The organism is Streptomyces sp. NBC_01445, from assembly GCF_035918235.1.
Taxonomy (GTDB): domain Bacteria; phylum Actinomycetota; class Actinomycetes; order Streptomycetales; family Streptomycetaceae; genus Streptomyces.
Genome location: NZ_CP109485.1, coordinates 4,098,676 through 4,111,521 on the forward strand (window position 1 = coordinate 4,098,676; position 12,846 = coordinate 4,111,521).

Here is a 12,846-nt window from a genome sequence, read left to right on the forward strand (position 1 = left end):
CGCTGTCCATCACCTTGTGAGAAGCGGAAGAGGGCGGTTACCGCCGTGTCGCCACAGTCCCCCAGTAACTCGAGCACCTCGACCGACCAAGAGGGGCAGGGCAAGAGCCCTGCCGCCGCTTTCGGTCCCAATGAGTGGCTCGTCGACGAGATCTATCAGCAGTACCTCCAGGACCCGAATTCGGTTGACCGAGCCTGGTGGGACTTCTTCGCCGACTACAAGCCGGGTGCCCCGGCCCAGCCGACGACCGGAGCCCCCGCACAGGGTTCCGGTCCCGCCGGCACCGCCGGTACCGCAGCCGCGGGGGCTGCGGGCACTGCCGCGGCGCCCGCCGCACCGGCAGCCCCGGCTCCGGCCGCAGCTCCGGCTCCGGCTCCGGCCGCCCCGGTGGCCAAGCCCGCCGCCGCGGCGCCCGCGAAGCCGGCCGCCGCCGCAGTGAAGGCTCCGGCTCCCGCCAAGGCGCCGCCCGCGACCGAGGCCGCCGGCGGCCCCGAGTTCGTGACGCTGCGCGGCCCGAGCGCCGCCGTCGCGAAGAACATGAACGCCTCCATCGAGGTCCCCACGGCGACGTCCGTGCGCGCGGTCCCGGTGAAGCTGCTGTTCGACAACCGCATCGTCATCAACAACCACCTGAAGCGCGCCCGGGGCGGGAAGATCTCCTTCACCCACCTCATCGGCTACGCGATGGTGCAGGCCATCAAGGCCATGCCGTCGATGAACTACTCCTTCGCGGAGAAGGACGGCAAGCCGACGCTGGTCAAGCCGGAGCACATCAACTTCGGCCTCGCCATCGACCTGGTGAAGCCCAACGGCGACCGTCAGCTGGTCGTCGCGGGCATCAAGAAGGCCGAGACGCTGAACTTCTTCGAGTTCTGGCAGGCCTACGAGGACATCGTCCGCCGCGCCCGCGACGGCAAGCTCGGCATGGACGACTTCACCGGTGTCACGGTCTCGCTGACCAACCCCGGCGGCCTCGGCACCGTCCACTCCGTGCCGCGCCTGATGCCCGGACAGTCGGTCATCATGGGCGTCGGCTCGATGGACTACCCGGCGGAGTTCCAGGGCACGTCCCAGGACACCCTGAACAAGCTCGGCATCTCGAAGGTCATGACGCTCACGTCGACCTACGACCACCGGGTCATCCAGGGCGCCGCCTCCGGCGAGTTCCTGCGCGTCGTGGCGAACTTCCTCCTCGGTGAGGGCGAGTTCTACGACGAGATCTTCAAGGCGCTGCGCATCCCCTACGAGCCGGTCCGCTGGTTCAAGGACATCGACGCCTCGCACGACGACGACGTCACGAAGGCCGCCCGCGTCTTCGAGCTGATCCACTCCTTCCGGGTCCGCGGCCACGTCATGGCCGACACCGACCCGCTGGAGTACCGCCAGCGCAAGCACCCCGACCTGGACATCGCCGAGCACGGCCTCACCCTGTGGGACCTGGAGCGCGAGTTCGCGGTCGGCGGCTTCGCCGGCAAGACGATGATGAAGCTGCGCGACATCCTCGGCGTCCTGCGTGACTCGTACTGCCGCACCACCGGCATCGAGTACATGCACATCCAGGACCCGAAGCAGCGCAAGTGGCTCCAGGACCGCGTCGAGCGCCCGCACACCAAGCCGGAGCGCGAGGAGCAGCTGCGCATCCTGCGCCGGCTGAACGCGGCCGAGGCGTTCGAGACGTTCCTGCAGACGAAGTACGTCGGCCAGAAGCGCTTCTCCCTGGAGGGCGGCGAGTCCGTCATCCCGCTGCTCGACGCGGTCATCGACTCCGCCGCCGAGTCGCGCCTGGACGAGGTCGTCATCGGCATGGCCCACCGAGGCCGCCTGAACGTCCTGGCGAACATCGTCGGCAAGTCGTACGCGCAGATCTTCCGCGAGTTCGAGGGCAACCTCGACCCGAAGTCGATGCACGGCTCCGGCGACGTGAAGTACCACCTGGGCGCCGAGGGCACCTTCACCGGCCTGGACGGCGAGCAGATCAAGGTCTCGCTCGCGGCCAACCCGTCCCACCTGGAGACGGTCGACCCGGTCATCGAGGGCATCGTCCGCGCCAAGCAGGACATCATCAACAAGGGCGGCACGGACTTCACGGTCCTGCCGGTCGCCCTGCACGGTGACGCGGCCTTCGCGGGCCAGGGTGTGGTCGCCGAGACGCTCAACATGTCGCAGCTGCGCGGCTACCGCACGGGCGGCACGGTCCACATCGTCATCAACAACCAGGTCGGCTTCACCGCCGCCCCGGAGTCGTCGCGCTCCTCCATGTACGCCACGGACGTGGCCCGCATGATCGAGGCGCCGATCTTCCACGTGAACGGCGACGACCCCGAGGCCGTCGTCCGCGTTGCCCGACTGGCCTTCGAGTTCCGCCAGGCGTTCAACAAGGACGTCGTCATCGACCTGATCTGCTACCGCCGCCGCGGTCACAACGAGTCGGACAACCCGGCGTTCACGCAGCCGCTGATGTACGACCTGATCGACAAGAAGCGCTCGGTGCGCAAGCTCTACACCGAGTCCCTCATCGGCCGTGGCGACATCACGCTGGAAGAGGCCGAGCAGGCGCTGCAGGACTTCCAGGGCCAGCTGGAGAAGGTCTTCGCCGAGGTCCGCGAGGCCACGGCGCACCCGGTGGCGGCCCCCTCGGCCGACCCGCAGGCCGAGTTCCCGGTCGCCGTCAGCACCGCGATCTCCCAGGAGACCGTGAAGCGGATCGCCGAGTCGCAGGTCAACATCCCCGACCGCGTCACCGTCCACCCGCGTCTGCTGCCGCAGCTGCAGCGCCGCGCGGCGATGATCGAGGACGGCACGATCGACTGGGGCATGGGCGAGACGCTCGCCATCGGCTCCCTGCTCCTCGAGGGCACCCCGGTGCGCCTCTCGGGCCAGGACTCGCGCCGCGGCACGTTCGGCCAGCGGCACGCGGTCCTGATCGACCGTGAGACGGGCGAGGACTTCACCCCGCTCCTGTACCTCTCGGACGACCAGGCGCGTTACAACGTCTACGACTCCCTGCTCTCCGAGTACGCGGTCATGGGCTTCGAGTACGGCTACTCGCTGGCCCGTCCCGAGTCGCTCGTGATGTGGGAGGCGCAGTTCGGCGACTTCGTCAACGGCGCGCAGACGGTGGTGGACGAGTACATCTCGGCCGCCGAGCAGAAGTGGGGCCAGACCTCCGGCGTCACGCTGCTCCTGCCGCACGGCTACGAGGGCCAGGGCCCGGACCACTCGTCCGCCCGCCCGGAGCGCTTCCTCCAGCTGTGCGCGCAGAACAACATGACGGTCGCCATGCCGACGCTCCCGTCGAACTACTTCCACCTCCTGCGGTGGCAGGTGCACAACCCGCACCACAAGCCGCTGGTGGTCTTCACCCCGAAGTCGATGCTGCGCCTCAAGGCCGCCGCGTCGAAGGCGGAGGAGTTCACGGAGGGCGGCTTCCGTCCCGTCATCGGCGACAGCTCGGTGGACCCGGCCGCGGTCCGCAAGGTCGTCTTCTGCGCGGGCAAGGTCTACTACGACCTCGAGGCCGAGCGTCAGAAGCGCGGCGTGACGGACACGGCGATCATCCGCATCGAGCGCCTGTACCCGCTGCCGGGTGCCGAGCTCCAGGCGGAGATCTCCAAGTACCCGAACGCGGAGAAGTACCTCTGGGCGCAGGAGGAGCCGGCGAACCAGGGCGCGTGGCCCTTCATCGCCCTCAACCTGATCGACCACCTGGACCTGGCGGTCGGCGCCGACGTCCCGCACGGTGAGCGCCTGCGCCGCATCTCGCGGCCGCACGGCTCGTCCCCGGCGGTCGGCTCGGCGAAGCGCCACCAGGCGGAGCAGGAGCAGCTGGTGCGCGAGGTCTTCGAGGCCTGAGCAGCCTGACCTCGTACGTACGATTGTGGGGCCCGGGACATCGTCCCGGGCCCCACGTCCGTATCACCACAGGAGCGACTGGCCCATGTACTTCACCGACCGCGGCATCGAGGAACTGGAGAAGCGGCGCGGCGAGGAGGAGGTCACCTTCGAGTGGCTTGCCGAGCAGCTGCGCACGTTCGTCGATCTGAACCCGGACTTCGAGGTGCCGGTCGAGCGGCTGGCTACGTGGCTGGCGCGTCTCGACGACGAGGACGACGAGGAGTAGTCGGTCCCGGGCAGGTCTCAGTCCCAGGCGCGCAGCCGGTCGTAGGCGAGGCCGAGCGCGCCGTGCACGACGAGGAGGGCGCCCGCGACCGCCCAGCCGATGCCTCGTCGGCGCAGGCCCCAGACGGTGAGCGGGATGCCCACGGCGAGCTGGCCCGCCGCCGCTGTGCGCGCCTTGGGGCCGCGCAGCCAGGGCCCCATGGCGCTGCGCTCGACGACGTCGAGTTCCGCGCGTACGGCGTCCCGCCAGCCCGACCACACGATGTACTCGGCGCCGGGCTGCACGCGCGCGACCGCGCGCAGCCGGTCGGCGGGTTCGCCGGGGTTCATGCCCGGCGGGAGCGTCAGCCCCGCGCGCGTGAGGACCGCCAGCAGGCCGAGCAGGCGGGCGCGGGCGTCCGCCGCGCTGTCGGGCCGGGTGAGGGCCTGAAGTGACTGCATGTCCAGGACGGGGTCGAGGCCGAGGCGCGCGGCGAACGTACGCATGGCCTCGTCCTCGCCGACGGGCGTGCCGTTCGCCAGCCATACATAGCCGACGGGGCGGCGGAACCCGGAGGCGAGGGTGCAGCCGCCGTGTTCGGCGTCCCACCACAGGGCGAGCACCGGCCAGGGGGCGCTGACGGCGAGGGCCGCGGCCCAGCCCGCGAGGACGCTGTCGACCGGTTCGCCGCCGTGCAGCCAGGGCTTGCCCTCGGGGATCAGGACGCTCCACTCGGGTCCTGCCTGGGCGAGGAGCATGCGTTCGCGCAGGAGCTGGGCGGCGGGGCCGACGGTGGCGGGGTCGGCGCGGCAGAGCAGCAGCGCTCCCGCGGCCCTGGCCTGCGGGGCGGGGGTGCCGGCGGAGTCGGCGGTGGCGTCGGACGGCATGGACCCAACGCTAGGTCAGTTTGCGAGGTTCAGCCCCTGAATGCCCCTGTGCGGGATGATCGGCACGACGGAATCCAGTCGCGACTGTCTTGACTTTCCGTATCCGCGATATATCGTGTCTCACGAGGGTGCGATACAACGCGTTCGCTCCCGAACCGTCCCGCTGAGGAGGTCGCACCATGCCCGAGTGGTCCGTGGCAGAGCCCCACAAGCTCGCCTTCGACGAGCCCGTGACGACGCTCCACGTACGCATCGTCAACGGAACAGTGAACGTCGTGGGCACCGACGAAGGTTCCGCCCGCCTCGAGGTGTCCGGGATCGAGGGCCCGCCGCTCCAGGTGACCCTGGTGGACGGCGTGCTGACCGTCGCGTACGACGACCTCCCCTGGAAGGGCTTCCTCAAGTGGCTCGACCGCAAGGGCTGGCGCCGCAGCGCGGTCGTATCCCTGGCGGTACCGGCGGGCACCGAAGTCGAGGTCGGCGTCGTCGGCGCCAGCGCGGTCGTCTCCGGGATACAGGGGCGCACGGAGGTCAGGGGCGTCACCGGTGACACGACACTGGTCGGCGTCGCGGGCGACGTGCGCACGGACACCGTCTCCGGGAATCTCGAGGCCCAGGCGGTCACGGGCGACCTGCGCTTCAACTCCGTGTCCGGTGACCTGACCGTCGTCGAGGGCGCGGGCCCCTCCGTGCGGGCCGAATCGGTGAGCGGTTCGATGATCGTGGACCTCGACCCGGCCGACCGGGCGACGGATGTGAACCTGACGAGCGTCTCGGGCGAGATCGCGATCCGCCTCCCGCACCCCGCGGACGCGGAGGTCGAGGCGAACACGGCGAGCGGAGCCGTGTCCAACGCCTTCGAGGATCTGCGGGTCGGCGGCCACTGGGGCGCCAAGAGCATCACGGGCAGGCTCGGCACGGGCCGCGGAAAGCTCAAGGCGACGACGGTCTCCGGATCGATCGCGCTCCTGCGGCGGCCTCCGGCGGAGGACTACACACAGCCCCCCGCCGAGGACTCCCCCGCCACTGACGCCGCCGCCGGCGGCCCGGCCGACAAGAAGGTGCTCTGACATGCCCCCCGTCTTCGCCCACGGCCGCCTGCGCCTGTACCTCCTGAAGCTGCTCGACGAGGCCCCGCGCCACGGGTACGAGGTGATCAGGCTCCTGGAGGAACGCTTCCAGGGCCTGTACGCGCCCTCGGCCGGCACGGTGTACCCGCGCCTGGCGAAGCTGGAGGCCGAAGGCCTGGTCACGCACACCACGGAGGGCGGCAGAAAGGTCTACTCGATCACCGACGCGGGCCGCGCCGAGCTGGCCGACCGCAGCGGTGAGCTGGCCGACCTGGAGCTGGAGATCCGCGAGTCCGTGGCGGAGCTCGCCGCCGAGATCCGGGACGACGTGCGGGGGGCGGCGGGCGATCTGCGCCGCGAGATGCGGGCGGCCGCCTCAAAGGCGAGGAACGGGTCGGGTACGACCACGGGCAAGAGCGAGCGGCAGAACCCGTTCGGCGACTTCCAGGACTTCGGGGACAAGGAGGCGTGGCGCGCGGCCAAGGAGGAGCTGCGCCGCGCCCGGCAGGAGTGGAAGGAGCAGGCAAGGCGCGCGAAGGACGAGAGCCGCCGGGCCCGCGAGGAGGCCCAGCGGGCGCGCCGGCAGGCCAAGGAGGCGCAGGAGCAGGCGCGCGAGCAGGCGCAGGAGCAGGTCCAGCGTCTGGCGCAGCGGGTGCAGGACCAGGTCCAGGACCACTTCGCGCAGGGCGACTGGCCCACGGGGGTCCGGGAGGGCCTGACCGAACTGGCCAAGGAGTTCGGCGACTTCGGCAAGTACTTCGGCAAGGAGACGGGCGGCGCGGCCCGTTCGGAGAGCGCCGGGCCCGAGGTGCGGGTCACTCATGGGGACATCCCCGCGGAGTATCTGCCGTCGTGGACCCACGAGGACTCGACCGGTGACCCGGCCCGCGATCTGGACCGCCTCCTCGACCGCTTCCGCGACGACATCCGCGACGCGGCCAGGGACCACGGGGTGACGGAGGATCAACTCCGCGAGGCCAGGAACCGGTTGTCGGAGGCGGCGGCGCACATCGGGGCTTCCCTGCAGGCACCCAAGGGCTGACCCGCGGTGAGGCCCACCGCGGGGAGGGTCAAGGGGCGCCGCCCCTCGACCCTCACAGGCCCGCCGAGGTCAGGCGAGGTCAGACCGTCAGCACGATCTTGCCGAACTGGCCGCCGGCCTCCAGCCGCTCGAAGCCCTCGCGGGCGCGGTCCAGCGGGAGGGTCTCGTCGATCACGGGACGCACACCGGTGGCCGCGCAGAACGACAGCAGGTCCTCCAGCTCGTCCTTCGAGCCCATCGTGGAGCCGACGATCTTCAGCTCCAGGAAGAAGACGCGGGTCAGCTCGGCGTGCGAGGGGCGGTCCCCGCTCGTGGCGCCCGAGATGACGACCGTGCCACCGGGCTTGAGCGACTTGATCGAGTGCGACCAGGTGGCCGCGCCGACCGTCTCGATGACGGCGTCCACCCGCTGCGGCAGCCGCGCACCCGACTCCACGGCCTCGACGGCGCCGAGCTCCAGGGCGCGCTTGCGCTTGGCCTCGTCGCGGCTGGTCGCGAAGACCTTGAGACCGGCGGCCTTGCCGAGGACGATCGCGGCCGTGGCGACCCCGCCGCCGGCGCCCTGCACGAGCACGGAGTCACCGGGCCGCACACCGGCGTTGGTGAACAGCATCCGGTACGCCGTCAGCCACGCGGTCGGCAGGCAGGCCGCCTCCTCGAAGCTGAGCTCCTTCGGCTTGGGCAGTACGTTCCACTCGGGCACGGTCACCTGCTCGGCGAAGGTGCCCTGGTACTTCTCGGTGAGGATGGACCGGCCCTCCCGGGGCCCGACCCCGTAACCGGCCTGGCCGATGACGGAGTGCAGGACGACCTCGTTGCCGTCCTGGTCGATCCCGGCGGCGTCGCAGCCGAGGATCATCGGGAGCTTGTCCTCACCGAGTCCGACCCCGCGCAGGGACCACAGGTCGTGGTGGTTGAGGGAGGCGGCCTTGACGTTCACGGTCGTCCAGCCGGGGCGGGCCTCGGGGGCCGGGCGATCCCCCAACTCAAGGCCGTTCAGCGGCTGGTCACGGTCGATTCGGGCGGCGTAGGCAGCGAACATGACCTTGACCCTAGGTCCGCGCGGAGCCGCGCGGAACACCGTAGGGCTGTGACACGCGCCGCGCCCCGTGCCCCACGGAGTCGATCCGTGGCGTACGGGGCGCGGTCGGGGCCTGCGGCGTGCTCAGCGTCGGGCGACGCCCTCGGCGCGCGCGGCGGCGGCGACGGCCGCGGTCACGGCGGGAGCGACCCGCTCGTCGAACGGCGAGGGGATGACGTACCCGGCGTCCAGGTCGTCACCGACCACGTCGGCGAGCGCGTCGGCCGCCGCGATCTTCATGCCCTCGGTGATCCGCGACGCCCGCACCTGAAGGGCGCCGGCGAAGATGCCGGGGAAGGCGAGGACGTTGTTGATCTGGTTCGGGTAGTCGGAGCGCCCCGTCGCGACGACCGCCGCGTACTTGTGCGCCACGTCCGGGTGAACCTCGGGGTTCGGGTTGGCCATCGCGAAGACGAAGGCGCCGGGCGCCATCGAGGCGACCGCGGGCTCCGGGACCGTACCGCCGGAGACGCCGATGAAGACGTCCGCGCCGGCGAGCGCCGTCTCGAGCGAACCCGTGATGTTGGCCTTGTTGGTGAGCTCGGCCAGCTCGCGCTTGACGTCCGTGAGGTCCTCGCGGTCCCGGCTGACGATGCCCTTGCGGTCCGCGACCGCCACGTCGCCGAGCCCCGCCTCGAGGAGGAACTTGGCGATGGCGACACCGGCCGCGCCGGCGCCCGAGATCACGGCGCGCAGCTCGCCGAGCGTGCGCCCGCTGAGCTTGGCCGCGTTCTTCAGCGCCGCCAGCGTGACCACGGCGGTGCCGTGCTGGTCGTCGTGGAAGACCGGGATGTCGAGCCGCTCCTGCAGCCTGCGCTCGATCTCGAAGCAGCGCGGCGCCGAGATGTCCTCGAGGTTCACACCGCCGAACGAGGGAGCGAGCCGGACGACGGTCTCGATGATCTCGTCCGTGTCGGTCGTGCCGAGCGCGATCGGCACCGCGTCGACGCCGCCGAACTGCTTGAACAGGATCGCTTTGCCCTCCATCACCGGGAGGGACGCCTCGGGACCGATGTCCCCGAGGCCGAGCACCGCGGTGCCGTCGGTGACGACGGCCACGACGGACGACTTCCACGTGTAGTCGTGGACGAGCTCGGGATTCTCCGCGATCGCGGAGCACACCTTCGCGACACCCGGCGTGTACGCCAGGGACAGGTCGTCCTTGTTGCGCACCGGCACGGTGGCCTGCACGGCCATTTTGCCGCCGCGGTGCAGCGCGAAGGCCGGATCGAAGGGCTCTTCGGTGCTTTCGTTGCCGGTATGCGCCGGGCCTGCACTGGCCTGGCCGGAACCGGCGTCGCTGCGAGGATTGACGATCTCCGCTGCCACTTGTATGACCCCTTAAGTCTTAATCATCAGTTGAGGGTGGGTCCGCTCCTGGTTGAGGAACGGGCGGGCACCACGTATGACCCACATGTCGGGTGTCTTGCACTCGTACGGGTCAGTACGCGATGGGCGCGCCGCACGCGCGCCCTGAGCCCCGGATGAGGGGTGTAAAGAACCTTCTTACCTGACGGACGCCGCCCCGGACGAGTCCATTTGTGATCGATCACAGCGCGGTGACATGACTCATAGCCGTGGATCCGGATATTAGGTGCCGGACCTCAAGCCGGCCTCAAAGCCGACGGAGCGTCGCTCACATGGTGAGACGCGACCCGCGTGGCCGCAGATCTTCCGGCCGGACAGCGGTGTCGCCGCAGATGTTCGCTCACCCGTTGGCGCGATGTACCGGCCTGTCGGGTTCCGGGAGCGGTGCGGGGGTAACCCGTTATCCGATTTTGACATAACAAGGGCCCTGAATGGCCCGGTCCGAATGGCAAGATGCCGTAATCACACGAGGTCGCGACACTCGAAGGTGTGTGCCGGATCTCAGCATCGGCTACTCCCTCACCCTGCCGGAGGAACCAGAAATGACCGCAAGCACCACCCGTCGTTCGACCGCAGCGAAGTCCGCGAAGTCCCGGATTGCCGTGGTCGGCGCGATCGCGGTCGCAGGCACTCTGCTGCTGTCCGGCTGCGGTGACCAGACCAAGGACAAGAGCGGGCCCGCCGACTCCACCAAGAGCGCCCCGCTCGCGGACAAGCTCCCCAAGGAGATCCGCGACAAGGGCGTCATCGCGGTCGGTTCGGACATCGCGTACGCGCCGGTCGAGTTCAAGGACAAGTCCGGCAACACGGCGGGCATCGACCCCGACCTCGCGGCCGCCATGGGCAAGCAGCTCGGCGTGAAGTTCGAGTTCCAGAACGGCACGTTCGACACCCTGATCACCGGTCTGCGCTCCAAGCGCTACGACATCGCGATGTCGGCGATGACGGACACCAAGGACCGGCAGAACGGTGTCGACTCCGACACCGGCAAGAAGGTCGGCGAGGGCGTCGACTTCGTGGACTACTTCGACGCGGGCGTCTCGATCTACACGCCGAAGGGCAAGACCCAGGGCATCAAGACCTGGGACGACCTGTGCGGCAAGAAGATCGTCGTCCAGCGCGGCACGGTCTCGCACGACCTGGCCAAGGCGCAGGCGAAGAAGTGCCCGGCCGGCAAGAAGCTCGCCATCGAGTCCTTCGACGACGACCAGCAGGCCCAGACCCGGCTGCGCTCGGGCGGCGCGGACGCCGGCTCCTCCGACTTCCCGGTCGCCGCGTACGCGGTGAAGACCGCGGGCGGCGGCAAGGACTTCGAGCTCGTCGGCGAGCAGGTCGAGGCCGCCCCGTACGGCATCGCGGTCGCCAAGGGCAACACCCAGCTGCGGGACGCCCTTAAGGCGGCGCTCGACGCCGTCATCAAGAACGGCGAGTACGAGAAGATCATCGCGAAGTGGGGCGTCGAGGCGGGCTCCGTCAAGGAAGCCACCGTCAACGGCGGCAAGTGACCGCGTCCCTCTCGTCACCCAGCCGTTCGAAAGGCAACACCCGTGTCTGTTGACATAGACAAGACGGACGGGCCCGAGGACGTCCCGACGCCCAAGGCGGGACCCGAGGCCATCAAGGCCATCCCGGTCCGTCACTACGGCCGCTATGTGGCCGCGGTCATCGCGATCGCCGTCCTCGTCGCGATCGTCTACGCGTTCGCCCAGGGCAAGATCAACTGGGGCGCGATCCCCGACTACTTCTTCGACAACCGCATCCTCAAGGGTGTCGGCCAGACCCTGCTGCTGACCGCGATCTCCATGATCATCGGCGTGGCGGGCGGCGTCCTGCTCGCCGTGATGCGCCTGTCGCGCAACCCGGTGACGTCGTCGATCGCCTGGTTCTACATCTGGTTCTTCCGCGGTACGCCGGTCCTGGTCCAGCTGTTCGTCTGGTTCAACCTGGGCCTGGTCTTCGAGTACATCAACCTCGGCCCGATCTACAAGGACTACTGGTCCTCGTTCATGACGCCGTTCCTGACGGCGCTGCTCGGACTCGGCCTGAACGAGGCCGCGTACATGGCCGAGATCTGCCGCGCCGGTCTGCTCTCGGTCGACGAGGGCCAGACGGAGGCCTCGCACGCCCTCGGCATGAGCCACTCGAAGACCCTGCGCCGGATCGTGATCCCGCAGGCGATGCGGGTGATCGTGCCGCCCACGGGCAACGAGGTCATCAACATGCTGAAGACGACCTCACTGGTGTCGGCGGTGCAGTTCTACGAACTCTTCCGCTACGCCCAGGACATCGGCCAGAACTCCGGCGCACCCGTGGAGATGTTCTTCCTGGCGGCGGCCTGGTACCTGGTGATGACGTCGGTCCTGAGCGTCGGCCAGTACTACCTGGAGCGTTACTACGCGCGCGGCTCCAGCCGCTCGCTTCCTCCGACGCCGTTCCAGAAGATCCGGGCCAACCTGCTGTCGCTCGGCCGGCCGAAGGGAGCCGCGTGATGACCACCAACGCCATGGTGAAGTCCGAGGGCGTCCACAAGTCCTTCGGCAACGTCGAGGTCCTCAAGGGCATCGACCTGGAGGTCAAGGAGGGCGAGGTCTTCTGCCTCATCGGCCCCTCCGGCTCCGGCAAGTCGACGTTCCTGCGGTGCATCAACCACCTGGAGAAGATCAACGCCGGCCGGCTCTACGTCGACGGCGAGCTGGTCGGCTACCGGCAGAAGGGCGACAAGCTCTACGAGCTGAAGGACAGCGAGGTCGCGCTCAAGCGCCGGGACATCGGCATGGTGTTCCAGCGCTTCAACCTCTTCCCGCACCTGACGGCTCTCGAGAACGTCATGGAGGCGCCGGTCCAGGTCAAGCGCCAGTCCCGGTCCCAGGCGCGGCAGCGGGCCGGCGAGCTCCTGGAGCGCGTGGGCCTCGCCGACAAGGCGGGGAACTACCCCTCGCAGCTGTCCGGCGGCCAGCAGCAGCGCGTCGCCATCGCCCGGGCCCTCGCCATGGACCCGAAGCTGATGCTCTTCGACGAGCCGACCTCGGCCCTCGACCCCGAGCTCGTCGGCGACGTCCTCGACGTGATGCGTGACCTCGCCGAGTCCGGCATGACGATGATCGTCGTGACGCACGAGATGGGCTTCGCGCGCGAGGTCGGCGACAGCCTCGTCTTCATGGACGGCGGCGTGGTCGTCGAGTCGGGCCACCCGCGCGACGTCCTGACGAACCCGCAGCACGAGCGCACGCAGTCCTTCCTGTCGAAGGTGCTTTAGCTCCGCGTACGCAGCAGGAGGGGGCGGTACGGACACCATGTCC

General features: G+C 69.7%; 10 protein-coding genes. 7 read left to right on the top strand and 3 right to left on the bottom strand.

The annotated features are described in order from the left end of the window. Nucleotides 1-45 precede the first annotated feature (45 nt). Together OG574_RS18520 and OG574_RS18525 are read left to right on the top strand one after the other, a co-directional pair. Nucleotides 46-3,852, top strand: coding sequence for a multifunctional oxoglutarate decarboxylase/oxoglutarate dehydrogenase thiamine pyrophosphate-binding subunit/dihydrolipoyllysine-residue succinyltransferase subunit (locus OG574_RS18520; RefSeq protein WP_326774139.1), 3,807 nt, complete (start codon nt 46-48; stop codon nt 3,850-3,852). A gap of 85 nt (nt 3,853-3,937) precedes the next feature. Then, nucleotides 3,938-4,120, top strand: a complete 183-nt coding sequence (locus tag OG574_RS18525) for a DUF6104 family protein (protein WP_005312030.1) — start codon at nt 3,938-3,940, stop codon at nt 4,118-4,120. Nucleotides 4,121-4,137: 17 nt separating this feature from the next. Here OG574_RS18525 and OG574_RS18530 read toward each other — a convergent pair whose 3' ends face one another. After that, entirely contained in the window at nt 4,138-4,986 is an 849-nt protein-coding gene (locus OG574_RS18530; RefSeq protein ID WP_326774140.1) for a hypothetical protein, read from the bottom strand. A gap of 179 nt (nt 4,987-5,165) precedes the next feature. Between OG574_RS18530 and OG574_RS18535 the strand changes: the two genes are divergently transcribed. Then, complete coding sequence (locus OG574_RS18535) at nt 5,166-6,056, top strand: DUF4097 family beta strand repeat-containing protein (protein ID WP_326774141.1); 891 nt, start codon at nt 5,166-5,168, stop codon at nt 6,054-6,056. A 1-nt stretch (nt 6,057) separates the two neighbouring features. Beyond that, nucleotides 6,058-7,098: a helix-turn-helix transcriptional regulator gene (locus tag OG574_RS18540; protein WP_326774142.1), complete on the top strand. Its 1,041-nt coding sequence runs from the start codon at nt 6,058-6,060 to the stop codon at nt 7,096-7,098. Nucleotides 7,099-7,177: 79 nt separating this feature from the next. Here the strand turns inward: OG574_RS18540 and OG574_RS18545 are convergent, their stop codons facing one another. Then, complete coding sequence (locus tag OG574_RS18545) at nt 7,178-8,140, bottom strand: zinc-binding dehydrogenase (protein ID WP_326774143.1); 963 nt, start codon at nt 8,138-8,140, stop codon at nt 7,178-7,180. A 123-nt stretch (nt 8,141-8,263) separates the two neighbouring features. Further along, the gene (locus tag OG574_RS18550; protein ID WP_100595911.1) at nt 8,264-9,508 is read right to left on the bottom strand and encodes an NAD(P)-dependent malic enzyme; all 1,245 of its coding nucleotides are present in this window, start codon (nt 9,506-9,508) and stop codon (nt 8,264-8,266) included. Between the two features lie 581 nt (nt 9,509-10,089). On the opposite strand from OG574_RS18550, the gene OG574_RS18555 reads away from it, so the two are divergent. From OG574_RS18555 to OG574_RS18565, 3 genes are read left to right on the top strand one after another with little or no spacing between them, the layout of a single operon-like run. After that, nucleotides 10,090-11,052 carry an ABC transporter substrate-binding protein gene (locus tag OG574_RS18555; RefSeq protein WP_326774144.1) on the top strand — a complete coding sequence of 321 codons (963 nt, stop codon included), beginning with the start codon at nt 10,090-10,092 and terminating at the stop codon, nt 11,050-11,052. Nucleotides 11,053-11,094: 42 nt separating this feature from the next. Beyond that, entirely contained in the window at nt 11,095-12,036 is a 942-nt protein-coding gene (locus OG574_RS18560) for an amino acid ABC transporter permease (RefSeq protein ID WP_100595913.1), read from the top strand. Nucleotides 12,037-12,050: 14 nt separating this feature from the next. Further along, nucleotides 12,051-12,803, top strand: coding sequence for an amino acid ABC transporter ATP-binding protein (locus OG574_RS18565; protein WP_199841901.1), 753 nt, complete (start codon nt 12,051-12,053; stop codon nt 12,801-12,803). Nucleotides 12,804-12,846: the final 43 nt, after the last annotated feature.